The organism is Halomonas sp. YLGW01 (assembly GCF_014840935.1).
In the GTDB taxonomy this organism is placed as follows: domain Bacteria; phylum Pseudomonadota; class Gammaproteobacteria; order Pseudomonadales; family Halomonadaceae; genus Onishia.
On the sequence record NZ_CP062005.1, the window covers coordinates 2,139,905 to 2,163,832 of the forward strand.

Annotated in this window: 24 protein-coding genes; 9 read left to right on the forward strand and 15 right to left on the reverse strand. The window is 65.9% G+C overall.

Translation table 11 applies throughout. From position 1 onward, the window contains the following. Positions 1-43: 43 nt before the first annotated feature. From IEJ03_RS09895 to rpe, 3 genes are all read right to left on the reverse strand, one after another. Positions 44-886: a mechanosensitive ion channel domain-containing protein gene (locus tag IEJ03_RS09895; RefSeq protein ID WP_192034700.1), complete on the reverse strand. Its 843-nt coding sequence runs from the start codon at positions 884-886 to the stop codon at positions 44-46. A 147-nt stretch (positions 887-1,033) separates the two neighbouring features. Continuing rightward, on the reverse strand, positions 1,034-1,342 hold the full coding sequence (locus IEJ03_RS09900) for a GIY-YIG nuclease family protein (protein ID WP_242457930.1): 309 nt from the start codon (positions 1,340-1,342) through the stop codon (positions 1,034-1,036). 5 nt (positions 1,343-1,347) lie between these two features. Then, complete coding sequence (gene rpe, locus IEJ03_RS09905; protein ID WP_192034701.1) at positions 1,348-2,046, reverse strand: ribulose-phosphate 3-epimerase; 699 nt, start codon at positions 2,044-2,046, stop codon at positions 1,348-1,350. Between the two features lie 213 nt (positions 2,047-2,259). Here rpe and ggt point away from each other — a divergent pair, with 213 nt between their 5' ends. Together ggt and IEJ03_RS09915 are read left to right on the forward strand one after the other, a co-directional pair. Continuing rightward, positions 2,260-3,990 (forward strand): gamma-glutamyltransferase, encoded by a 1,731-nt coding sequence (ggt, locus tag IEJ03_RS09910; RefSeq protein WP_192034702.1) that lies wholly within the window; start codon positions 2,260-2,262, stop codon positions 3,988-3,990. 80 nt (positions 3,991-4,070) lie between these two features. Next, positions 4,071-5,291 (forward strand): MFS transporter, encoded by a 1,221-nt coding sequence (locus IEJ03_RS09915; protein ID WP_192034703.1) that lies wholly within the window; start codon positions 4,071-4,073, stop codon positions 5,289-5,291. A 46-nt stretch (positions 5,292-5,337) separates the two neighbouring features. On the opposite strand, the gene IEJ03_RS09920 is transcribed toward IEJ03_RS09915, so the two are convergent. Beyond that, positions 5,338-5,994 (reverse strand): thiopurine S-methyltransferase, encoded by a 657-nt coding sequence (locus IEJ03_RS09920; protein ID WP_192034704.1) that lies wholly within the window; start codon positions 5,992-5,994, stop codon positions 5,338-5,340. 60 nt (positions 5,995-6,054) lie between these two features. Beyond that, positions 6,055-6,678, reverse strand: coding sequence for a TIGR04211 family SH3 domain-containing protein (locus IEJ03_RS09925; RefSeq protein ID WP_192034705.1), 624 nt, complete (start codon positions 6,676-6,678; stop codon positions 6,055-6,057). Between the two features lie 410 nt (positions 6,679-7,088). Here IEJ03_RS09925 and miaB point away from each other — a divergent pair, with 410 nt between their 5' ends. The 5 genes from miaB (at position 7,089) to lnt (ending at position 12,598) form a co-directional block, all read left to right on the forward strand. Next, the gene (miaB, locus tag IEJ03_RS09930; protein WP_192034706.1) at positions 7,089-8,438 is read left to right on the forward strand and encodes a tRNA (N6-isopentenyl adenosine(37)-C2)-methylthiotransferase MiaB; all 1,350 of its coding nucleotides are present in this window, start codon (positions 7,089-7,091) and stop codon (positions 8,436-8,438) included. Positions 8,439-8,558: 120 nt separating this feature from the next. After that, positions 8,559-9,662 carry a PhoH family protein gene (locus IEJ03_RS09935; RefSeq protein ID WP_192034707.1) on the forward strand — a complete coding sequence of 368 codons (1,104 nt, stop codon included), beginning with the start codon at positions 8,559-8,561 and terminating at the stop codon, positions 9,660-9,662. Next, a complete protein-coding gene (gene ybeY / locus IEJ03_RS09940; RefSeq protein WP_192034708.1) occupies positions 9,659-10,189 on the forward strand; it encodes an rRNA maturation RNase YbeY in 531 nt (176 codons plus the stop codon). Before IEJ03_RS09935 ends, ybeY begins: the two co-directional genes overlap by 4 nt. Then, positions 10,186-11,067: a transporter associated domain-containing protein gene (locus IEJ03_RS09945; protein ID WP_192034709.1), complete on the forward strand. Its 882-nt coding sequence runs from the start codon at positions 10,186-10,188 to the stop codon at positions 11,065-11,067. Before ybeY ends, IEJ03_RS09945 begins: the two co-directional genes overlap by 4 nt. A 55-nt stretch (positions 11,068-11,122) precedes the next feature. Continuing rightward, on the forward strand, positions 11,123-12,598 hold the full coding sequence (gene lnt / locus IEJ03_RS09950) for an apolipoprotein N-acyltransferase (RefSeq protein ID WP_192034710.1): 1,476 nt from the start codon (positions 11,123-11,125) through the stop codon (positions 12,596-12,598). Positions 12,599-12,779: 181 nt separating this feature from the next. Here lnt and phaC read toward each other — a convergent pair whose 3' ends face one another. From phaC to prmB, 5 genes are all read right to left on the reverse strand, one after another. Further along, a complete protein-coding gene (phaC, locus tag IEJ03_RS09955) occupies positions 12,780-14,627 on the reverse strand; it encodes a class I poly(R)-hydroxyalkanoic acid synthase (protein ID WP_192034711.1) in 1,848 nt (615 codons plus the stop codon). 272 nt (positions 14,628-14,899) lie between these two features. Next, positions 14,900-15,460 (reverse strand): phasin family protein, encoded by a 561-nt coding sequence (locus IEJ03_RS09960; protein ID WP_192034712.1) that lies wholly within the window; start codon positions 15,458-15,460, stop codon positions 14,900-14,902. Between the two features lie 97 nt (positions 15,461-15,557). Next, positions 15,558-15,977, reverse strand: a complete 420-nt coding sequence (locus IEJ03_RS09965; RefSeq protein ID WP_192034713.1) for a hypothetical protein — start codon at positions 15,975-15,977, stop codon at positions 15,558-15,560. A gap of 70 nt (positions 15,978-16,047) precedes the next feature. Continuing rightward, complete coding sequence (aroC, locus tag IEJ03_RS09970; protein ID WP_192034714.1) at positions 16,048-17,133, reverse strand: chorismate synthase; 1,086 nt, start codon at positions 17,131-17,133, stop codon at positions 16,048-16,050. A gap of 31 nt (positions 17,134-17,164) precedes the next feature. Continuing rightward, on the reverse strand, positions 17,165-18,118 hold the full coding sequence (prmB, locus tag IEJ03_RS09975; RefSeq protein ID WP_192034715.1) for a 50S ribosomal protein L3 N(5)-glutamine methyltransferase: 954 nt from the start codon (positions 18,116-18,118) through the stop codon (positions 17,165-17,167). Between the two features lie 133 nt (positions 18,119-18,251). Here prmB and IEJ03_RS09980 point away from each other — a divergent pair, with 133 nt between their 5' ends. Then, positions 18,252-18,833, forward strand: coding sequence for a Smr/MutS family protein (locus IEJ03_RS09980; RefSeq protein ID WP_192034716.1), 582 nt, complete (start codon positions 18,252-18,254; stop codon positions 18,831-18,833). Here the strand turns inward: IEJ03_RS09980 and IEJ03_RS09985 are convergent. The 3 genes from IEJ03_RS09985 to IEJ03_RS09995 are packed head-to-tail and all read right to left on the reverse strand — an operon-like array spanning position 18,830 to position 21,739. Continuing rightward, positions 18,830-19,963 carry a patatin-like phospholipase family protein gene (locus IEJ03_RS09985; RefSeq protein ID WP_192034717.1) on the reverse strand — a complete coding sequence of 378 codons (1,134 nt, stop codon included), beginning with the start codon at positions 19,961-19,963 and terminating at the stop codon, positions 18,830-18,832. The two genes, IEJ03_RS09980 and IEJ03_RS09985, sit on opposite strands and share 4 nt — an antisense overlap. A 34-nt stretch (positions 19,964-19,997) precedes the next feature. Next, positions 19,998-20,882 (reverse strand): alpha/beta hydrolase, encoded by an 885-nt coding sequence (locus tag IEJ03_RS09990; protein ID WP_192034718.1) that lies wholly within the window; start codon positions 20,880-20,882, stop codon positions 19,998-20,000. Further along, positions 20,882-21,739 carry an alpha/beta hydrolase gene (locus tag IEJ03_RS09995; RefSeq protein ID WP_192034719.1) on the reverse strand — a complete coding sequence of 286 codons (858 nt, stop codon included), beginning with the start codon at positions 21,737-21,739 and terminating at the stop codon, positions 20,882-20,884. The genes IEJ03_RS09990 and IEJ03_RS09995 overlap by 1 nt, the downstream gene beginning before the upstream one ends. A 279-nt stretch (positions 21,740-22,018) precedes the next feature. Here IEJ03_RS09995 and IEJ03_RS10000 point away from each other — a divergent pair, with 279 nt between their 5' ends. Next, entirely contained in the window at positions 22,019-22,966 is a 948-nt protein-coding gene (locus IEJ03_RS10000; RefSeq protein WP_192034720.1) for an AEC family transporter, read from the forward strand. A 20-nt stretch (positions 22,967-22,986) separates the two neighbouring features. On the opposite strand, the gene IEJ03_RS10005 is transcribed toward IEJ03_RS10000, so the two are convergent. Beyond that, positions 22,987-23,316, reverse strand: coding sequence for an antibiotic biosynthesis monooxygenase (locus IEJ03_RS10005; protein WP_192034721.1), 330 nt, complete (start codon positions 23,314-23,316; stop codon positions 22,987-22,989). Positions 23,317-23,435: 119 nt separating this feature from the next. After that, a complete protein-coding gene (gene sixA / locus IEJ03_RS10010; protein ID WP_192034722.1) occupies positions 23,436-23,924 on the reverse strand; it encodes a phosphohistidine phosphatase SixA in 489 nt (162 codons plus the stop codon). Between the last annotated feature and the right edge of the window lie 4 nt (positions 23,925-23,928).

Here is a 23,928-nt window from a genome sequence, read left to right on the forward strand (position 1 = left end):
GCCGAGCGCCACAGGTGAAGAATCGTGGATCAACGCCCGTGGATCAGGGCCTGGATACCCCAGCCTTCTGATCATCGTGGTGATAGACATGCACGTCGCGCTGCGGGAAGGGAATGCTGATGCCTTCGGCATCGAAGCGCCGCTTGATCTCCTCGGTCATTCCCCAGTACACGTCCCAGTAATCGCTGGCCTTTACCCAGGGCCGCACGATCCAGTTCACACTGGAATCCATCATCGCGCTCATGCGGATATTGGGCGCCGGCGTCTCGAGCACCCGGCCATCATTGGCGACTACCTCTTCGAGCACCCGGCGCACGGTATCGATATCGACCTCATAACCGACACTCGCCACCAGGTCGACCCGACGGGTATCGTGCGCGGAGTAGTTGGTAATGGCACCGTTCATCATCTGACCGTTGGGCACGATGATCTTGCGGTTGTCACCGGTCTTGAGCTCGGTGGTGAAGATCTGCACGTCATCGACGGTGCCGGCCACGCCACCGGCCTCGACGTAGTCGCCGATCTTGTAGGGGCGAAAGATGATCACCAGCACCCCGGCGGCGAAGTTGGCAAGCGAGCCCTGCAGCGCCAGGCCGACGGCCAGGCCGGCGGCACCGAGCACCGCGATCAGCGAGGTGGTCTGGATGCCGACCTGGTTGATGGCGGCCAGCACCACCACAATCAGCAACAGGGTCCGCACGATGTTGCCGAGGAACTTGACCAGCAGCGGCTCGACCTTCGCCCGCTCCATTGCCCTGAGACTCAGCCGGTGCACCAGCGATATCACCCAGCGGCCGATCACAAAGATGGCGATGGCGGCCACCAGGTCGACGGCGAAGCCGGCGCCGGCGGTCTTCAGGTAGGTCATCAGGGCATCCATTTCCATAGCACGTCCTCGAAGGCTCAAGCGGTGTGCTCACCGCAGGGTTGGTCAAATAGACGGTCAAACAGCAGGTCAGACATAGGAGCCGTCATCGATACCCGGCGGCGGTGCGGTGCGGGGCGCTGCGATGACTCTCCCTTATATAGAGCATCATGGAGGGGATAGCACCTGCTGATGCACTTGACCTGGCGCTTCATTACGACGCGCCTCGAGCCAGGCACGCTTGCCCGCCGCCGACAGCCGTTTCACCCGCGCCTCGAGCCGCAGAGCCTCCCCCCGCTCGCCCACGGCCTCGTGGTGCATGAGGGTCAGCGGCCCCTTGCCCCGTAGGGCCTTGGCGCCGCGAACGCCGCCGCGGTGCTCCTCGAGACGCCGCGACACATCGGTGGTGATACCGGTGTAGAGATGACCAGCGGCGGTCTCGAGCATATAGAGATGCCAGCAGGGCGAGACTGTCATGCGACTCAGACCTTCGCCAGCTCGTCGCGGAAGGCCTGCATCACGCTCTCATAACGGTTCGGGTCGTCGGGGTTGCGGGCCTTGAACACCGCCGAGCCGGCGACGAAGGTGTCGGCCCCGGCACGGGCGATCTCGGCGATGTTGTCGACCTTCACCCCGCCGTCGATCTCCAAGCGGATGTTGCGGCCGCTGGCATCGATGCGTCGGCGCACCTCGCGCAGCTTGTCGAGGGTGCCGGGGATGAACGACTGGCCGCCGAAGCCCGGGTTGACGCTCATCAAGAGGATCATGTCGACCTTGTCCATCACGTAATCGAGATAGGACAGCGGCGTGGCCGGGTTGAACACCAGGCCGGCCTGGCAGCCACCATCGCGGATCATCGCAAGCGAGCGATCGATATGGTCGGAGGCTTCCGGGTGGAAGGTGATATAGCTGGCACCGGCATCGATGAAGTCGCCGATCAGTCGATCCACCGGGCGCACCATCAGGTGGGCATCGATGGGGGCGGTGACGCCGTGCTTGCGCAACGCCTCGCAGACCATCGGGCCGATGGTCAGGTTGGGCACATAGTGATTGTCCATGACGTCGAAATGCACGATGTCGGCGCCGGAGGCCAGCACATCATCGACTTCTTCCCCGAGGCGGGCGAAGTCGGCAGAAAGAATCGAGGGTGCGATCTTGAAGTCTGGCGTTGCATCGCTCATGGGCAGGGCTGGCTCCTTGGAAAGGATGAATGGCGAGATAACAGGCCGCCATTCTAGCAGCAAGGCCGGGCGCCGGCGCCCCCGGCAGACCAGGATGGCCGGAGCCAGATGACTGCCGCTCACCTGTCGGGCATTTCCTTGCGGCCCCTGCGCATAGCGACAATAGTGGGTAGCGAGAAGAGTGAAGAGCCCCCCATCACCAAGGAGACGGTCATGCCCCCATTCCCCCTTCGACGCTCGCTGGCCCTTGGCCTGCTGGCCGGCACCCTGTCATTCGCCCCCGGCGCCTTCGCCCAGCAGGCGATCCTCGAGGGCGAACGCTTCCACCCGGAAGTCGGCACCCAGGGCATGGTCGCCACCAGCCACTTCCTCGCCTCCCAGGTGTCACATGACGTACTGGCCGACGGGGGCAATGCGGTGGATGCCGCGGTCAGTGCCGGCTTCGCCCTGGCGGTCACCCAACCCCGTTCGGGCAACATCGGCGGCGGGGGCTTCATGCTGATCTCGGATGAAGCGAGCGGCGAGGTCATCGCCATCGACTACCGCGAGATGGCGCCGGCCGCCGCCACCGAGACCATGTTCCAGGACGCGGACGGCAACCCGGTGACCGAGCGCTCCCGCTTCACCCACCTGGCGGCCGGGGTACCGGGCACCGTCGCCGGCCTGGCCATGGCTCTCGAACAATACGGCACCATGAGCCTGGCCGAAGCCTTGGCCCCAGCCATCGATCTGGCCGAGAACGGTTTCCCGCTGCCTCAGCGCTTCGTCGACGGCATCCGAGATGCCCGCATGAACTTCGAACCCTGGGAGGCCTCCAGAGCGAAGTTCTTCAAGGAAGATGGCAGCCCCTATCGGGTCGGTGACACCTTCCGTCAGCCGGATCTCGCCGCCACCCTCAAGCGCATCGCCGCCGAGGGAGCCCGGGAGTTCTACGAAGGCGAGACGGCCGAGATGATCGTTGCCGAGATGCAGGCCCATGACGGCCTGATCACCATGGAGGACCTGGCCGCCTACCAGCCGATCATTCGCGAGCCGAGCCACGGCACCTATCGCGGCCATGACATCTACGCCATGAGCCCACCCTCTTCCGGCGGCGCCCACATCGTGCAGATGCTCAACATTCTCGAGGACTATGATATCGGCGCCATGGGCTTCAATTCCGCGGCCACCATCCATGTGATGGCCGAGGCCATGAAGCGCGCCTACGCCGATCGCTCCGAATATCTGGGCGACACCGACTTCGTCGAGGTACCCCTTGCGGGCATTACCTCCAAGGCCTACGCCAGTGAGCTTCGCGAAGGCATCGACATGGACGAGGCCACCCCCAGCGCCACCCTGGCACCGGGCAACCCGCTGCCCTACGAGTCCAACGAGACCACTCACTTCTCGATCACCGACGGCAATGGCCTGGCGGTCTCCAACACCTACACCATCAACTTCAGCTACGGCTCGGGGATCGTGGTCGATGGCGCCGGCTTCCTGCTCAACAACGAGATGGATGATTTCTCGGCCAAGCCCGGCGTGCCCAACGCCTATGGCCTGATCGGCGGCGAGGCTAACAAGGTCGAGCCCGGCAAGCGCATGCTCTCTTCGATGACGCCGACCATCGTCAAGAAGGACGGCAAGAACTTCCTGATCACCGGCAGCCCCGGCGGCTCGCGAATCATTACCACCACCCTGCAGGTGCTGATGAACGTCATCGATCACCACATGAACATCCAGTCGGCGGTCAGCGCGCCACGCATCCACCACCAATGGCTGCCCGACGAGATTCGCATCGAGGACGGCATCAGCCCGGATACGATCGCGCTGCTCGAGGCCAAGGGCCATACCCTCCGCCAGCAGTCCGCCATGGGCGCGGCCCAGTCGATACTGATCGAGGATGACGCGTACTACGGGGGTGCCGACCCACGGCGCTCGACGTCCTCGGCCATGGGCCTCTAAGATACTGAGAGCCCCTGCCCTGTGACCCACGGCCCGGCACTGCCGGGCCTTTTCATTTTTCCTGCTGCGTTCACGTTCCCATGCCCATCCTGATTCTCGCCATCGCCGAGCTGCTCGGTACCGCCCTGTGGTTCACTCCCAATGCCGTGCTCCCGGAGCTGATGGTGCTCTGGTCACTGGCGCCGGCCGATCTGGGCTGGCTGACCGGTGCCGTTCAGGGCGGCTTCCTGCTCGGCACCCTGATCATCGGCCTGGCGGGGCTGGCCGACCGGCTCGATGCCAGCCGACTGTTCGCCGTCTGCTGCCTGTTGGGCGCGCTCTCCAACGCCCTGCTGCCCTGGGCCGGCGGCCTTTACGGGGCGGTGGGGCTACGCGTGATCACCGGCCTGTGTCTGGCCGGCATCTATCCGGTGGGCATGAAGCTGATGGTGGGCTGGACGCCGGGACGCAGCGGCGTTGGCCTGGCCTGGCTGGTGGGCATGCTGGTGCTCGGCACCGCCCTGCCCCACGGCCTGCGCGCCCTGGGGGCGCTGGAGGGCGTCTCGCTCTCCTGGCGGGGCGGCGTCTGGAGCGCCTCGCTGTTGGCCATGCTGGGCGGGGCCATGGTCTGGCGACTGGGTGAGGCCCCGCGCCAGGATCGCACCACCCCAGGCGCAATCCCGACACGGGGGACCCGCCTGGCGGGCCTGGCGGCCTTCCGGATCGCCGATTTCCGCCATGCGGCCGGCGGCTACTTCGGGCACATGTGGGAGCTCTACACCCTGTGGGCCCTGCTACCGCTGATGCTCGCGGCAAGTTGGCCCGGGCTAAGTACCGCCGAACTGGCCTTCGGGGCCTTCGCGCTGATCGCCATCGGCGGGCCCTGCTGCTGGATCGGCGGAGCCTTCAGCGCGCGCCTGGGCAGCCGTCAGGTAGCAAGATTCGCCCTCGCGGGCTCCGGCCTGTGCTGTGCGCTCTACCCCCTCCTCGACGGGCTGCCGGCGGCGGGCCTGGTGGCCTTCCTCGCCCTGTGGAGCGCTCTGGCGGTGGTCGATTCTCCGCAGTTCTCGTCGCTCTCCGCCAAGGCCTGCCCGGCGAGCATCGTCGGCAGCGCCCTGACGCTGCAGAACGCCATCGGCTTCGCGATCTCCATGCTGTCGCTGCTGATCCTGATTCCGCTGTGGCAGGCCATCGGCCCCTGGCTCGCCTGGCTGCTGCTGCCGGGCCCCCTGCTCGGCCTGTGGTGCCTGCAGGGCTATGCTCGGCGTCCGGCCACCGCTCTGTCGCCTCCACAAGGGCCTGACCCTGGCGCCCGACGATGATCAGTCCCAGGGGGCAAGAGTCGACAGCCAAGACCGCCATGCGGGGCTAGTAGCCCGGCCCCTGACCATGCCCCGCCCGCGGACCACGGCGCACCAGCGACCAGACACTCTCCCGCCAGCCGTTGGGCTCGGGCTCGCCATCCTCGAGATGCGCCACCTCGAAGTTGGGCCCGAACAGTGCGCGCACCTCATCGGCAGGCACGCTGTAAGGCGGTCCGGCCTCGTCGCCGGGGGTACGGGTCAGGCTGATCAGCAGCCCCCGAGCACCGGGCGGCATCAACTGCGCCAGGTGAAAGGCGTAGCGCTGGCGGGTCGCCTCCGGCAGCGCGATCAGGGCCGCCCGATCATAGAAGGCGCCCAGATCCGCGGCCTGCTGGGTGTGGAAGTGGAAGAAATCGCCACACCACAGTTCGATGCTACCCTGGCGCCAGATCTCGAAGTCGCCCTGGCGATAGCGGGAGGACTCCCCCCCCTCGGCGATGAACTGCTCGATGGCAAGCGAGGCCAGCTCGATCCCCAGCACCGGATGCCCCGCGGCGGCGAGCCAGCGCATGTCCAGGCTCTTGCCGCATAGCGGCACCAGCACCTTGGCTCCCTCCTCGACGCCCAAGCGCGGCCAGTGCCGCACCAGTGCCGGGTGCTCGACCTGGCGGTGAAAGCCGATCCGCCCCTCACGCCAGCGCGAGATCCATTCATTGCTCATGTGCGCTCCTGTCACATCAGACCCGATCACTCGGCCCCGGTCGCTTCGCTACCCGACGCCTCAGAACCAGCGGTCGTTCTTCTTGCGACGCCTGGGCAGGTGAGGAACGATCAGCCCGACCAGCAGGCCACCGCCGGCCACGCCGCCGCCATACATGAAGTAGCGCAGCAGCAGATCTTCTTCCTGGGTGTCCAGCCGTGCCTGCAGGCCACGCAGCCGCTCCTGAGACTCACTGTACTGATCCTGCAGCACCTCGTTGCGGCTCTCGAGATCGACGATGCGCGCCTCGCGCTGCTCGAGCGCGTCGGTCGTGGAGGCCAACCGCCCCTTCCACTGCTCGCTGATGCCCTCGAGTTCGTCGCTCAGGGTCTCGACGCGTTCCTGGAGAACCGGTAACTGGGCGGTGGCACTTTTCTCCTGCTGAAGGTTGGAGGAGAGGATCCACACCTGATCCCCTCCTGGGCCCTCGACCAGTGAATAGTCCCCGCTGGTCTCGAGTCGCTCGACCGGGTCCCCCGCGGTCAAGGTACCGATGATGCGGTAGCCATCAGTAGGCCCACTTCTCACGAAGGTGGTGAGTTCGTCCGAGACCCAGAGCTCCGGGTCAGTGGTCTCCTGGGCCTTGGCCCCCAGCGTCAGGGTCGCCAGGGAGAGCCCCAGCATCACAGAGTTGAATGTTCGCATAAGTCTGCCGTCTATCAGGGCGATGGAGGCTCGTGGCCGCCTGCCCACACGAGGTTGCTCAGGCCACCGGACGTCCTGTGACGGTGGCACCGCGATGAGACCTTGTCCCATCCACACTTTCTGTGGATAAGTCTTGGGAAAACCGCCGACGATCGCGTGGCAGTCGGCGCAAGGCCTGGAATTGCCACGGATTGTTCAATTTTTAACCTGTGCGTCATGCAAGGATGCGCCGCACGATTTCCTTGACGGCGGCCAGAATAGCACAGCCCCGGGGCGCTGGCCGCGCCGCCGCCGGATACGTATAATCCAGGCATCTACTGAGCGGGCCGCCCGGCCTCGGGCCCTGCCCGCCTTCATTCCCAATTTCGGTGACGGACGCGCCGAGGCTCTCACGGTCTCGGCCCATTGTTATGACGAAGAAACTCTTCATCAAGACCCACGGCTGCCAGATGAACGAGTACGATTCCTCCCGTATGGCGGATCTGCTCGGTGAGTCCCATCAGCTCGAAATGACCGACGACGAGCGCGATGCCGACGTCATCCTGCTCAATACCTGCTCGATCCGAGAGAAGGCGCAGGAGAAGGTGTTCCATCAGCTCGGTCGCTGGAAGAAGCTCAAGGAAAAGAACCCGGATCTGGTGATCGGCGTGGGTGGCTGCGTGGCCAGCCAGGAAGGCGAGGCACTGCGCAAGCGGGCGCCCCACGTCGACATGGTGTTCGGTCCCCAGACCCTGCACCGCCTGCCGACCATGCTCGATACACGCAACAAGAGCGCCGAGCCGATTTCGGTGGTCGACGTGACCTTCCCGGAAATCGAGAAGTTCGATCACCTGCCCAAGCCCACCTCTGACGGCGCCACCGCCTTCGTCTCGATCATGGAAGGCTGCTCCAAGTACTGCACCTTCTGCGTGGTGCCCTACACCCGCGGCGAGGAGGTCTCGCGGCCCTTCGAGTCGGTGATGGACGAGGTCATTCACCTGGCCGATCAGGGCGTGCGCGAAATCAACCTGCTGGGGCAGAACGTCAACGCCTACCGCGGCGAGAACCAGCTCGGCGACGAGATCGACCTGGCCGAGCTGATCGCCTGCGTGGCCGCCGTCGAGGGCATCGACCGCATCCGCTTCACCACCTCCCACCCGGTGGAGTTCTCGGATTCGCTGATCGAGGCCTATGGCGAGATCCCGGAACTGGTCAGCCACCTGCACCTGCCCGTTCAGGCCGGCTCGGATCGCGTCCTGGCCGCCATGAAACGCGGTCACACGGTCGAGGAATACGTCGACAAGCTCGAACGCATCCGCGCCCTGCGACCGGAGATCAGCTTCTCCTCGGACTTCATCATCGGCTTCCCTGGCGAGACCGAGGCCGACTTCGAGGCCACCATGGACCTGATCCATCGCATCGGCTTCGATCATTCCTTCAGCTTCGTCTATTCGGCCCGGCCGGGGACTCCCGCCACCGAACTCGACGACGAGACCCCTGAGTCGGTCAAGAAGGAGCGACTGGCGATCCTTCAGGAGCGCCTCAACCAGAACGTGATGCAGATCAGCCGCCGCATGGTGGGCAACGTCGAGCGCATCCTGGTCACCGGCTTCTCGCCCCGGGACCCGGGCCAGCTGACCGGCCGCACCGAGAACAACCGGGTGGTCAACTTCCGCGCCCCCAACCCGGCCGAACTGATCGGCCACTTTGTAGACGTGGAAATCACCGAGGCCCTGCCCAACTCGCTGCGCGCCGAGCTGGCCTCCCCCGCCTGCTACTGAGCCCGCATCCTCCTTCCGGCGCCCCCCGATCTCGCTCGGGGGCGCCGCGAGCATTGCCCCCGGGTCATCCCGGGCAGTAAGCTGCCGTCATCCTTCTCCAACGCATGGGATCCTCACGACTTGAGCCAGACAACCTCTCAGGCCAATCGCATCATCACCCTGACCCTCGAGCCCAATGACCCGCGGCGCCTGGCCAACCTGAGCGGCCAGCGTGACGAACACCTCAAGCTGATCGAGGAGCGCCTGGGGGTGACCCTGCGCAACCGCGGCAACAGCTTCCAGCTGGCCGGCCCCGCGGCACGCGCCAAGGCCGCCGCCAACGTCCTCGAGCGCCTCTATCGCGAGACCGAAGCCAGCGACCTCACGCCGGACATGGTGCATCTCTTCCTGCAGGAATCGGGCCTCGAGGCCATCGAGGAAGACGAGGACGGCATCGGCGACGGTGACCTGCTGCTGCGCACCCCCAAGGCCCTGATCAAGCCCCGCGGTCAGAACCAGCAGAGCTATGTCGCGAGCATTCGCGCCCATGACATCAACTTCGGCATCGGCCCGGCCGGTACCGGCAAGACCTATCTCGCCGTCGCGGCCGCGGTGGAGGCCCTCAATCGCCAGGAAGTGCGCCGCATCCTGCTGGTTCGCCCCGCAGTCGAGGCCGGCGAGAAGCTGGGCTTCCTGCCCGGCGACCTGGCACAGAAGATCGATCCCTACCTGCGCCCGCTATACGACGCCCTCTACGAGATGATCGGCTTCGAGCAGGTCAATAAGCTGATCGAGCGCCAGGTGATCGAGATCGCCCCGCTGGCCTACATGCGCGGTCGCACCCTGAACAATGCCTACATCATCCTCGACGAGAGCCAGAACACCACCCGCGAGCAGATGAAGATGTTCCTGACCCGCATCGGCTTCGGCTCGACCGCCGTGATCACCGGCGACGTGACTCAGGTCGACCTGCCGAAGGGCCAGAGCTCGGGGCTGATTCAGGTGCTCGACGTGCTCAAGGATACCCAGGGCATCGGCGTCACCCATTTTGCCGCCAAGGACGTGGTGCGCCATCCGCTGGTCCAGCGCATCATCGAGGCCTACGATCACTTCGAGGCCGAGCAGGAAGCCGCCGAACGCCAGCGTCGCGATGAACGCGAGGCCCGTCGTGAGGCACAGGCCGAGGAACGCCAGGCGCGTCAAAGCCAGAATCAGAGCCCTGCAAACTCCGGGGAGTCATCATGATCAGTGAACCTCCGCCAGTCACCGTCGATCGCCAGGTCGCCCTAGAGGCGGCCGATGCCATCGCGGTGCTGCCCTCCCAGGTCGACCTCGAGTGCTGGATCAGCGCGGTGCTCGACCAGCATGAAGACGAAACGCGTCAGGAGCTGACGGTGCGTTTCGTCGAGGCCGACGAGAGCCAGACCCTCAATCGCGATTATCGTGATCGCGATCGCCCGACCAATGTGTTGTCCTTTCCCTTCGAATCGCCGCCGGGCCTGACGCTTCCGCTGCTCGGCGACCTGGTCATCTGTCATGCCGTGGTGGCCCGCGAGGCCCGCGAACAGGACAAGCCACTGGCGGCTCACTACGCTCATATGGTGATTCATGGCACCTTGCATCTGCTGGGTCATGACCATATCGAGGAGGAGGAAGCCGAGCGTATGGAGGCCCTCGAACGGCAGATCCTCTCAGGCTTCAATATTCCAGACCCCTATGCGGCCGACCGCCATCTCGACCTTGGTTCCGAGGAAAAGAGACCCCACGCATGAGTGAAGATCGATCGAGTAGCCAGGCCAACAAGTCCTGGTTCGAAAAACTGTTCACCGCCTTCAGTTCCGACGCCGACGAGCCCAGTTCCCGCGATGAGCTGCGAGAGTTCCTGCGCGAGGCCGGCCCGCGGCTCCGCCTCGACCAGGACGCCCTGACCATCATCGAGGGCGCCCTGCAGATCAGCGATCAGCAGGTGCGCGAGGTGATGATTCCCCGCTCCCAGGTCACCGCCATCGCGGCCGATCAGCCGCCGGAGGACTACCTGCCGGTGATCCTCGAGACCGGCCACTCCCGCTACCCGGTGGTCGGCGAGAACCTCGACGAGGTCAAGGGCCTGTTGCTGGTCAAGGACCTGCTGCCGCTGATCAGCAAGAGTCAGGAGAATCGCGACAGCTTCGATCTCACCCACATCCTGCGCCCGGCCATGTTCGTGCCGGAGTCCAAGCGTCTGAACAGCCTGCTCAAGGAGTTCCGCGAGACGCACAATCACATGGCCGTGGTGGTCGACGAGTACGGCGGCACCGCGGGCATCGTGACCATCGAGGACATCCTCGAGCAGATCGTCGGCGATATCGAGGACGAGCACGATACCGACGAGGAAGAAGACATCCGCGACCTGGGGGACGGCAGCTATGCGATCCGCGCCCTGACCCCGATCGAGGACTTCAACGAGCGCTTCGCCACCGACTTCTCCGACGAAGAATTCGACACCCTCGGCGGTCTGGTGATGCAGAGCTTCGGCCATCTTCCTCGTCGCGGCGAGTTCGCCGAGCTCGGTAACTGGCGCTTCACGGTGCTTAACGCCGACAACCGCCGCATCCGCCTTTTGCAGGCCGAGCAGGCCGACCGACAACACGCTGAGGCGAGTCACGCCTGACGGATCGCCCGCCCGATCCTCAAGGACGCTGCATGGACGCCACAAGAGAGCAATGATGAGTGAACGACGCCTGAGTCCGGCGCTCGGCTACTTGGCCGCGCTACTCGCCGGTGGACTGACGACCCTGTCCGCCGCCCCCTTCGCCCTGTGGTGGCTGGGTCCGGTCGCGGTGGGCCTTGTGTACCTGGGCATCCAGGCCCTGACACCGGGCCAGGCGGCCCTCAGGGGCTGGAGCTACGGCCTGGGCCTCTTCGGCAGCGGCGCCTCCTGGGTCTATGTCTCGATTCATGATTACGGCTACACCAGCATGCCGCTGGCGGTATTGCTCACCGCCCTGTTCGTCGCCGCCATGGCGCTCTTCCCCGCCGTGACCCTCTGGCTCTATCGGCGCCTTGCCGGGCCCCGCCTGGCGGCCCTCAGCTTCGCCGGGGCCTGGGTGCTCGGGGAGGTGCTGCGCACCTACCTGTTCACCGGCTTCCCCTGGCTGCTGATCGGCACCTCCCAGGTGGACTCTCCCCTGGCGGCCTGGGCGCCGGTCGGCGGTGTCTATCTGCTGTCGCTGATCACCGCCCTGACCGGCACCCTGGGCGTCGAGGCGCTGCGTCGCCGCCTGGCACCGGCGGCGATCATCGCCGGCTTGTGGCTGATCCCCCTGGCGCTGCCCGGACAGTGGACACGCCCCGCGGAGGCCCCCACCCAGGTGGCGATGCTGCAGGGCAACCTGCCCCAGCTGACCAAGTGGAGCGCAGAGGGGCAGCGTCAGGCTTGGAACACCTACAGCACCATGACCGTCGAGGTGGCGGAGGGCACAGACCTGATCGTCTGGCCCGAGGCGGCCCTGCCGATGTTCGAGGACCAGGCCCGGCCACTGCTCGAGCGTGTCCAGGCTGGCCTCGCACCGGAGACCGCGCTGCTGACCGGCATCCTGCAGCGCGACGCGGGCGGCTATTTCAACAGCGTGATCGGCGTCGGCGCCGCCAGCGGACAGTATCGCAAGGCGCACCTGGTGCCCTTCGGCGAATACCTGCCGCTGGAGCCCCTGCTGAGCGGCCTGATCGCCTTCTTCGACCTGCCGGCCCCGGCGATGACGCCGGCCCAAAAAGACCAGGCGCCGATCCAGGCCGCCGGCCTCACGATCGGCAGCGCCATCTGCTACGAGATCGTCTATGCCGACCTGGTGGCAGCCCGGGCCCGGAACGCCGACATCCTGCTGACGGTGTCCAATGACACCTGGTTCGGTGATTCCCTGGGGCCGTTGCAGCACCTGCAGATGGCCAGACTCAGGGCCCTGGAGAACGGCCGCTACGTGATGCGCGCGACCAGCAACGGCGTCACTGCCATCATCGATGACAAGGGACGCATCACCGCTCAGGCGCCCCAGTTCACCGCTACCGCCCTGACTGGCGAGGTGCGTGCGATGCAGGGCAGTACCCCCTTCACCCGCACCGGCAGCTGGCCGGTCTGGCTCCTCGCCACCCTGCTCGTGTTGCCGGGGCTTGCCCTCTCGCGGCGGCGACGCCTGGCGACCTGAGCCCGCCGCGCTCCGTGAACCGCTGACACCCGTCGGACACTGCCCCAGAACACAAGGAGGCCCGCCTATGGCGGGCCTCGTGGTGTCAGGCATAGAACCCTGACAGGGGCTCACTGTCAGGGCTCACTGTCAGGGCTCACTATCAGGGCTCACTATCAGGGCTCAGGTGCCCACTTGAGGCTCAGGAGCCTGCCTCCTCCTTCGGCGCCACCTGCCCCAGCACCTCGGGGATGGTCTGACACACATAGCGTCCCGGCGCCGGCTCGAGAATCGGCAATTCTCCCTCCCCGGGCTGGCGCGCCGGCACCATCTTCTCGGCATCCGCATAGCCGTTGTCGGTCATCCAGGCCTGCCAGTGCGGCCACCAGGAGCCTTCATTGAAGGTGGCGCCGTCAAGCCAGGCCTCCGGCTCCGGCGGCAGGTCGTCATTGGTCCAGAACCCGTACTTGTTCTTGTGCGGCGGATTGACGATACCGGCGATGTGCCCGGATCCCCCCAGCACGAAGGTGACCGGCCCCTTGGGCAACTGGGTGCCGCCATAGGTGCTGTTCCACTTGGCGATGTGATCCTCGCGGGTGGACACGAAATAGCTCGGCGTGGAGATCTTGCGCAGGTCGATCTTGACCCCGTCCAGCTCGATCCCGCCGGGCTCGATCAGGCGGTTCTCCAGGTACATGTTGCGCAGGTACCAGCCATGAGTCCCCGCCGGCAGGTTGGTGCCGTCGGTGTTCCAGTACAGCAGATCGAAGGGCGCCGGCTGCTCGCCCTTAAGGTAGTTGCTGATATAGAACGACCAGAATAGGTCGTTCTCGCGCAACAGGTTGAACGAGAAGGCCATCACCCGGCCATCCAGGTAGCCGTCGGCTTCCAGCTGTCGCTCGATGCCCTGCAAGACCGGCTCGTTGAGGAAGACGCCGATCTCGCCGGGATCGCGGAAGTCCTGCAGGGTGGCCATGTAGGTCACCGAGCGCACCTTGCGCCCGCGGCGCGTGCTGGTCAGATAGGCCACCGTCGAAGCGGTCAGGGTACCGCCGATGCAGTAGCTCAGCAGGTTGACCGATTTCTCGCCACAGGCCTGCTCGATGGCGCTCATCGCCTCGATGGGGCCGAGCTGCATGTAGTCGGCCCAGGTCATATCCCGCTGCTCGGGACCGGGATTGCGCCAGGAAATCAGGAAGACGGTGTGGCCTTGATCGACCAGCCACTTCACCAGGGAGTTGTCCTGGCGCAGATCGAGAATGTAGTACTTGTTGATCCAGGGCGGCACGATCAGCAATGGCGTCTTGAAGGACTGCTCGGTGCTCGGGGTGTACTGGATCAGCTGCATCAGCTCGTTCTCGAAGACCACCGCGCCCGGCGTCACGGCCACGTTCTCGCCGATCGTGAAGGCGCTGCGATCGGTCATCTTGACGTTGATGCCTTCCGCCGAGTTGGCCAGGTCCTCGCGCAGCTGCGCCAGCCCCTCGATCAGGTTCTGGCCCTTGGTCTCCATGGTCAGACGCATCACCTCCGGGTTGGTCGAGGCGAAGTTCGAGGGCGAGATGGCACTCAGGTACTGACGGGCATAGAACTCCAGGTTGCGCCTCTGGGACGCGGGCAGGTTATCGAGGTTGCCGACCATGTCCTCGACCAAGCGCGAGAACAGCAAGTACTGCTCCAGGAGCCCTCGGTAGAAGGGCTCCTTCCGCCAGGCTTCGTCCTTGAAGCGTCGATCGTGACGGCCCGGCTCGATCAGCGGCTCGGTCTCCTCGCCGGCCAGGTCTCGCCACCCCTGCTGCCAGAGCTGCATCTGATCCTGGGCGAGGCGCAGCTGGGCATTGACGAGCGCCTCGGGATCGCTGATCAGGGCCTCGACGCCGGCGCGAAAGCTCTCGCGCATGTCATCGTAGATGCACTTGCCGGCCTCTCCGGGCAGCATCCGCGCCAGCATGTCCTGCATCAGCACCTGATATTCCTGACCAATCACTTCTAGCTGCTCGGTCCATTCCTGAAGTTCGGACGCCGACTGCGTTTGAAAACCTGACTGCATTGCTCACTCCTGTGATCGAAGCCCTGCGTGATTCCACACCTGCTGGTCAATCCCTTTGCCACCCAAGGCCCTGGCATCACCCGCATCTCGGGGTCTCCTGCATGCCTCATGCCCGGTGATCGAGAAAGGTGGCCGTCCTCGCTGCCATTCTTGTATCACATACGCTGCTTCATACACGCTGTCTCAAACACGCCAATGCCCGGAAGACGCAGGGCGTGTTCCGGACATGGGCGACACGAGGTCCAGCGGGGAGACCTCTTCTGCCAGCGGGTTCAGGAGGTCTTGCGTCCGCCTGTGCCGCCAGTCTTGCTGGATGTGGTGCTCTTGGCACTGGCCGAAGCACCGCGCTTGCTCGTCGCGCTGGAAGACGGCTTGGCTGCCTCCTTCGGCGCCTGTGCAGTGGCTTGTGTGGCCTGCGTAGCCTGTTGAGCGGCCTGCTCGGTGGCGGCAGCCATCCTTTCACTGGCCGCCTGCGTCGCCGAGGTGGCCTGCTGGCCGGCCGTCTCGGAGATGTCGGTCAGAACCTTCTCCATCTCGCGCTTGAACTCGAGACTCAACTCGGTCATCGCCTCGGCGTCCTTGAGCAACTGGGTGGAGAGCTCGTTCATCATCTCCGTCTGGCGGGTGCCGAAGTCGCGCATGGCCTCGGGATCCTTGACCTCGCTGGCATCCCGCAACCGTTCGGTGCCCAACTGACTGTAACGCTTCATGGACTCGAGCTGGAACTGGGTCAGCTTCTCCATGTTGTCGAGCATCAGGCCATTAATCTTGCGCATCGGTGCGAAGAAGCCCTCGGCCTGCTCCGTGAACTCGGTGAACGTCTTGTCCTGCATGGCTTCATCCTCCATGGGTCATCGGGGTGGGCGCACGCCCTGATTGCTGCACTGCACAAAGCGTAGTCCTGGACGCGCGCCCATGCAATAGGCCGCACTACTTCTTGCGATGCGACCGGGAACTAGCGCTGGCTGGCTCGTCGGCCGCCTTGCCCGTATCGGCCGTGTTGCTCCCTTCACTCCCTTCACTCTCATCACTTCCACGGGGCTTGCTGGAGGCCGCCTGAGCCTGACGCAGCATGTCGAGCATCATCTGCTGATAGTTGCCGAAGCTGGTCATGCTCTGAGAGAGGTTTTCCTGGAAATTGCCCTTGAGCGAGTCCTGGAAAGCGGGGGGCATGAAGGGGGTCTTGAGGAAGGGCTGGAGCAGGCTCATGGGATCATAGCCCTCGGCACCGGCGTCCATCTGTTGCTGGATGCGAGACATCAGCTCATTGTGGAACGCCTCCACATCGGGCAGGCCCAGAGACTGGCGGAATTCGGCAGGCGTGAGGTCAAACTCGAGATGAATCTTCATGGACATAGCCAGACTGAGGAATTTCATCTCAGTCTAGCAGCCAAGGGGCCGCCATGCGGCCCCCGCCCCCTCAACGCAGGTGAGGGGTGTCGACAGTGACGTCGAGGTTCTGCGCCCGGTGACGCAGCAGATGATCGATCAGCGTCAGCGCCATCATGGCCTCGGCGATCGGGGTGGCGCGAATCCCCACACAGGGATCATGGCGTCCCTTGGTCACCACCTCCACCGGTGCACCGTGCACATCGATGGAGCGCCCCGGCAGGGTGATGCTGGAGGTCGGCTTGAGGGCCAGGTGCGCAATCAACGGCTGGCCCGAGGAAATCCCGCCCAACACGCCGCCGGCATGGTTGGAGAGGAAACCCTCAGGGGTCATCTCGTCGCGATGCTCGCTGCCCCGCTGGGCGATGGCCGCGAAGCCATCGCCGATCTCCACACCCTTGACCGCATTGATGCTCATCAGGCCATGCGCGAGTTCGGCATCCAGGCGATCGAAGACCGGCTCACCGAGCCCGGCCGGAACGCCCTCGGCCACCACGGTAATCTTGGCACCCACCGAGTCCTGATCACGACGAAGCTGATCCATGTAGGCTTCAAGCTCCGGCACCCGGTCGGGGTCGGGGCAGAAGAAGGCGTTTTGCTCGACCGATGCCCAGTCCTTGAACTCCATGGTCAGTGGGCCGAGCTGGCTCATGTAACCGCGCACGCTGATGCCCTGCGCCGCCAGATACGCCTTGGCAATGGCCCCGGCGGCCACGCGCATGGCGGTCTCCCGGGCGCTGGAACGCCCACCGCCCCGGTAGTCGCGGCGACCGTACTTGTGGTGGTAGGTGTAGTCGGCGTGAGCCGGACGGAACTGATCCTTGATCTTCGAGTAGTCCTTGGAGCGCTGATCGGTGTTCTCGATCATCAGGCCGATGGCGGTGCCGGTGGTGACGCCCTCGAAGACCCCGGACAGGATCCGTACCTGATCCGGCTCACGACGCTGGGTGGTGTGGCGCGAGGTGCCCGGCCGGCGGCGATCGAGATCGCGCTGCAGGTCGGCCTCGCTCAAGGGGATGCCCGGCGGGCAGCCGTCGACGATGGCCCCCAGCGCGGGGCCGTGGCTCTCGCCGAAGGTGGTAACAGTAAACAGCTTGCCGAAGGTATTACCGGACATTGACGTTCCTCAAGGCTCTGGTATCAGCGGTTCAGGCGAAGAATGCGGCATAGGCGTCGAGTTCCTGGGCGGTCAGCACGAAGACGCCCTGCCCCCCGCGCTCGAACTCCAGCCACAGGAAAGGCACCTCCGGGAAGGCCGCCTCGAGGTGGCGATCGGAGTTGCCGACCTCGACGATCAGCACGCCCTCGTCGGTGAGCAGGCCCCTGGCCTCGCGCAGGATGCGACGCACGATATCCAGGCCGTCATCACCGGCACCCAGCGCCAGCGCCGGCTCGTGGCCGAACTCGGCCGGCATGGTGGCGAGGTCCCGGGCATCCACGTAGGGCGGGTTGGAGACGATCAGGTCATAGCGCTGGCCGCCCAGACCGTCGAAGACATCGGAGGCCACGGCCCGCACCCGCGCACCGACGTCATGGCGGGTGATATTGGCCTTGGCCACCTCGAGGGCATCGGCGCTGATATCGGCCAGGTCGACCTCGGCGGTCGGCAGGTTAAGGGCGGTGGCGATGCCGATGCAGCCCGAGCCGCAGCACAGATCCAGCACCCGGGCCGGCGGCTCCTCGGGGAACCAGGCGGCGAAACCATGCTCGATCAGTTCGGCAATCGGTGAGCGAGGAATCAGCACCCGTTCATCGACATTGAACGGCAGGCCCGCGAAGAAGGCCTCACCGAGCAGGTAGGGCAACGGCCGGCGCGTCTCGATGCGCGCACGCACCAGCCCGACGATGCGCCGACGCTCCATGGGCAGCAGCCGCGCCTCGAGCACGGAAGGATCCACGTCCCAGGGCAGGTGCAGGGCACCCAGTGTCAACGCCACTGCCTCGTCCCAGGGCGAGGCGGTGCCATGGCCGAAGAACAGGCCATGGACATGAAATTCGCTGGTCGCCCAGCGCAGGCAGTCGCGCAGGGTATACAGGCCCTCGGCGATCTCGCGATCATCGAGAGTCAGGGTCGAGTCGGCATCGGGTCGGGAAGCGGCCACGCGTCGTCCTGTGATTGGTCGAATGGAGAGTCAGCCTAGAATTGTACCCGGCCCGCCGCCCGGTTCACAGTCGCCACCAAGCCGCTATACTGAGCCGTCATTTACCCATTCGACATAATCCACGGGGAGCAACATGAGTCAGCGCCGCGGCCACCCGGACGACGACGAGGTTTCGCTGTTTCGCCAGGCCCTGGCCGAGGCGGGCGTCAAGCCGATGCGCTCGAATCGGGCCGACCCGGGCAAGCCCCGGGAGCGTCGCCGAGAGGCCCTGGCCGAACGCCGCGCCGCGGCCCTCGAGGCCGACAGCTACCAGCTCAGCAGCCGGACCAGCGACGGTCGGGTCGAACCGGTACGCCCCTCCGAATGGCTCGACTTCACCGTCCCCGACCTGCCCCAGCGCACCCGCAGCCAACTGAAACGCGGGGCCATTGCCTGGGAAGCGGGCCTCGACCTGCACGGCTACACCGTCGACGAGGCCCGTGCCGAGCTCGAGAGCTTCCTCGCCGAAGCCCAGGCCCAACGCGCCCGCTGCGTGCTGGTCGTCCATGGCAAGGCACGCAGCGCCAGCGGGCCCGACGCTTATCCAGTGATCAAGAGCCACGTCAATGCCTGGCTACGGGAATGGCCGAGCGTGCTGGCCTTCTGCTCGGCACGGGAACTGGACGGCGGCAGCGGCGCCGTCTACGTGCTGCTGCGCCGCCGCGAGGGTCGCTAGGAGCCGGTGGGCTCGCCAGGCTCGGGAGTCTCCGACGACGATTCCAAAATGCCCTCGGGGCCAGCCCCGGCCGCCGGCGTGACCACGGGCGTCTCGACCGCCCCGAGGCGCCGAGCGCTCGCCCGGTTCGATGCGGGGCCCTCGAAACGCTCGATGGCTTGTTCCGCCAGATGATGACCCAGCTGGATCAAGGCCTCGGCACGATGAAACTCGTAGGCCCCACAAACCGTCTTGGGAATCTCGATCAGCACGTCCGGTGGATAGCCCGCCACCTTGTACTTGGCAAGTGCCGCCTGGGTGATATCGAAAGAGGCCAACATCATGTCGAGCTTGCCCCAGGCACGCTGGCTGGCGGCCTGAGGAGTCTGGGCCTCCTCGCCGTCCTCAGTGCCGTTGCCATTCCCGTTACCGAAGCCTGTGTTGAACAGGCGCTGAGCCCGGCCACGCACCCCGTCTACCCAGCCGGCAAAGCCCCGCCCCTCGGCTTCCAGGGCTTCTTCACGCGCCAGCTCCTCGGCCAGCTCCTCGGCGGGCAACAGCTCTTCCAGGGTGACCGGGCGCGGGCTGTGAGCCGTGGCGTTGACCGCCACCACCAGATCGGCCTGCGCCGAGACGGTGGGAATGATCGGCAGGGGGTTCATCAGGCCACCATCGACCAGCACCTGATCGCCGACATGCACCGGAGTGATGATACCGGGCACGGCGATGGAGGCCCGGATCGCCTGCAGCAGCGAGCCGCTCTGGAACCACACCTCGCGCTGACGCACCAGATCGGTGGCCACGGTGGTCACCGGCACCGGCAGATCCTCGATGCGCGTCTCGCCGATCAGGCTGGCGAGCTTGCTCATCACCTTGTTAGCCCGCATCGCGCCCATCGGGCTCCAGGTCACATCGACCAGCTTGAGCACATCGAAATAATCCAGCTGGCACACCCAGTCACGGTAGGCGGAGAGCTTGCCGGCGGCATGGATCCCCCCCACCAGCGCTCCCATCGAGCAGCCCGAGATGGCCACTATCTCATAGCCCCGAGCCTCGAGCTCTTCGATCACGCCGATATGGGCATAGCCCCGCGCCCCGCCGCTGCCCAGTACCAGAGCGACCCGCTTGCCTAGTTTTGCCTTGCCGTTCATCGCGCCCCTCCTGGCCAGGACTGTCCCCGGCCACTCACTGCTCGACCCTCATGCAAGCGGCCATCTGCCACCATTGTGCGATGCTTACGGCCACCTCGGCCAGCGCCTCGCGCTCGAGGTGAAGGTGATGACCGCCCGGCAAAACCCGGCGCTCGAGTCCCGCCAACGTCGCCCGCGCCTGTCGGGCGCTCGCACGCTCGCCAAGGATGCCCTTTTCGCCCTCGATCAACAGCGTGGGCGCCTGGATCGCGGCGATCAGGCCCTCCACCTGCTCGGGACAGAAGCGCACCAGCGAGGGACGCATCAGGCGGCCATCGGTTCGCAACCGGACGTGACCATCGTCCAACCGCTCGAGATTCCGCTCGACCAGCGGCCAGGCCGTCTCGGTATCGATGGGCGTCACGCCACCCGCGACCCGGGCGGCGACGGCACTCTCGATATCAGCATAGCGTGGCGACGGCGAGCTGCGCCGGCGATGGCTCAGCAACCCCTTGCGCAGCTGCAGCGCGGTGTCCCGTCCCGGTGTGCTCAGGGTCCCCAGGCCGTCGATCAGCATCAGCCGCTCGACTCGCTCGGGAAGGGCCGCGGCCAGCAGACAGGCCACCCCGGCCCCCATGGAGTGCGACAGCAGCGGCGCCGACTCGAGCTTGAGACTCGCCATGGCATCGAGGACATCATGGCAGTAGTCCCAGATGGCATAGTCGACGCCCGGGGGGTGGCGCCGTGAGTGACCATGGCCCGCGAAATCCAGCGCCACGATACGAATGCCGAGCGTCTCGACCAGCAAGGGCGCCAGGCGGGAAAAGCTCGCTGCGTTATCGAGCCAGCCGTGCAGGGCCAGCCAGGTCGGCGCCTCGGGCTCGCCCCAGGCCAGGGCCGCCAGGCGGCCTTCATCCAGGTGCAGTTCGGTCGGGCTCATCAGCAAGGCTCCAGCAGACGGTCGAGGGTGGCACACAGGGCCCGCCGACAGGCCTCGGGGTGCTCCATGGGAAACATATGGCCGCCAGGCACCAGCGTGATCGGAATACCATGGCGGCGGAGCCGGCGACAACGACGAGCGGTCAGCAGATCCGACTCGCGGCCGGCCAGCAGGACCAGCGGCACCTCGAGCCGCCCGGGCAGGTCACGCAGATGATCGGGCAGGTGACGGAAGATCGCCACCTCGGTGTCGGGGGAAAAGGCCAGGGCCACCCCGCCCTCGTTTCGTTGTGTTGCAGCGCCAGCAAGGTAGTCATCGAAGGCCTCGGTGGTGAACTGTTGAAACAGCCCCTTGCGCCGCAGATCCTGGCGCATCGCCTCGCGATCCGGCCAGTACGCCCGGCGACCCCGGCTACGCCCCGCCGGGGTGACCCGGTCGACCAGCCCGGTCCGCTTGGCGAATTTCATGGCCAATGCATCCAGCCCCAGCATCAACGGCGGATCCAGGGCGACCACGCAGCGAAAGCGCTCGGGCGCCTTCTCGGCGGCCATCGCCATCAGCACCCCGCCCATCGAATGCCCGACCCCGATCACCGGCTCGCCATCGTCGGGCAGCCTTGCCAGCAGCTCGTCCCGCAGCGCTAGCCAGTTGCGTCCCACCGGAAAACGCGGGTGATGACCGAGCTGCTCGAGGGCAGAGACGGCGAACCGCTCGTTCAGTGGCGCCAGCAGGCTTTCATAGCTGCGCCCGGTGAAGCCATTGGCATGGGCAAAGACCAGCGGCGGCTTGGCGACCACATCATCCGGCCGACCGAGTGAGGCTGCATCGGCTGGAACAGCATCTTGTCGCTGGGGCATGGCATCATCCTGGTCAGTGGCAACTAGCAAGCTAACGGCTTACCATCCTAATCTACCCGCAGCGGGGTCAATTTAAAACGGATGTTTGATTTCCCGACATCCCTTCGTCCTGCCAGCTCGGCAGAGCGGTCCTGCAGCCCAACAGCCTTTTTTGGAGATCCTCTTGTCCCAGCCGCGCCCTCCTCGAGACACTCGCCTGCGCAACGCCCTCTTCTTCGCCGCCGTGATCGCGGCGATCGCCGTCGGTCGATGGCTGGCGGCCTAGGGAGCGTATCGCGCATGAACCTTCTCGCGGTCTTCCAGCACACCCTCAACGTCACCCTGCCGGTGTTCGCCATGGTCTTCATCGGCATCGGCCTCAAGCGCGGTGGCTGGATCGATCCAGCCTTCGTCTCCACCGCCTCGGCACTGGTGTTCAAGGCCACCATGCCGACCCTCGTATTCATGAGCATCGTCCAGGCCGACCTCGAGACAAGCCTGAACCCGAGCATGCTGGGCTACTTCGCCCTGGCCACCCTGGCCAGCTTCGCCCTGGCCTGGGCCTGGGCCCACTTCCGCGTGGGCCGCGCGGATCGTGGGGTCTATATCCAGGGGGCCTTTCGCGGCAACTGCGCCATCGTCGGACTGGCCCTGGCGGCCAGCATGTATGGCGACTACGGCCTCTCGGCCGGCGGGCTACTTCTGGGAGTGGTGATCATCAGCTACAACGCCCTGTCGGTGGTCGCACTCACCACCTTTCAGGATGGCCAAGCGACGAACTGGCGCAGCATCCTTGGGCAAGTCGCCAGGAACCCGCTGATTCTCGCCGTGGTAGCGGCCCTGCCGGTGGCGCTATCGGACGTGGCGCTGCCGGCCTGGCTGCTGACGACCGGCGACTACTTCGCCTCCCTCACCCTGCCGCTGGCCCTGATCTGCGTGGGAGCGACGCTTTCCGTGAAGGCCCTGCGCAACGACAGCACCACCGCCACCAGCGCCAGCCTGATGAAGATGGTGGTGCTGCCGATACTGGCGACGGCCGGCGCCTGGTTGGCCGGTTTCTCGGGCCGTGAGCTGGGGGTGATGTTCCTGTTCTTCTCAAGCCCCACCGCTGCGGCAAGCTTCGTGATGGTCAAGGCGATGAACGGCAATGCGCGGCTCGCCGCCAACATCATCGCCATCAGCACCCTGCTCGCCAGCCTGACCGTCACCGGCGGCGTGTTCGGCCTGCGCGTGGCCGGGCTGATCTAGCCTGGCTGATGAAGACGGCCCTACTGGGCCTCGCCCGCCCCCTCGGCGTCGGCCCGGATCACCACCTCGAACTGTTCGATCCCGCCACCCTCGCCGAAGGCCTCCTTTGGCATGGGGTTGGCGTGGGCGCGCTTGAAGTCGTCACTGCCGACCCAGGCGCGAAAGGCGTCCTGGCTCTCCCACTCGGTCTCCACCACATAGGGTGCCTGGTTGCCCTGAGGTCGCAACACCCGCATGGCCAGGAAGCCGGGCTGCTTGTCGATCTCGCCGGCCCGGGTGCGGAATCGGGCCTCGAACTCCTGCTCGAAGCCCGGGGCCACGTGAATGCGGTTGTTGACCATGAACGTCATGGGCGCTCCTGGGGGAATAAGTGAGGGAAAATGACGGGGAATAGGGGTGGCGTAGATGAGGCGCCGCTGGCGGGCGGCGCGCAGGATCAGACGCTCTGGCGAGCACACTATCGAGAGTGTCAGTGTCGCCCGGGCGCGTCGAGGCTGATGAAGCGGGCACAGCCGGCGGCGAAGACGTCGCTCTCGAGCCGGGCGATCGCCGCGGTGGGAAACCCCAACCCCGGCGCTCGCGGCCCATCGGTGAGCTGCGCCGTCAGCACGCCGACCAGGGGCATGTGGCTGACCAGCAGCAGCGGTCCCGGGGTCTGTTCCTGGGTTTCGATCAGCCAGTCGAGGATCGGTCCGACCGGGTCGTCCGGGGTGATGATCGGCAGCGTCTCGACCACGACGCCCAGGCGGTCGGCCATCAGCGTCGCGGTCTCCTGGGCGCGTCGATAGGGGCTGGCCAGCACCCGCGGGGTGGCCAGTTCTTCATCGGCGAGGCGTTGCGCCAGCCAGTCGGCCATGGCAGCTCCCTCACGGCGGCCCTCTTCGGTGAGTGCACGCTCGGCATCCGGGCGGCCGGGGGCGGCCTGGCCATGTCGCATGATCCACAGAGTCTCGTGCATCTTT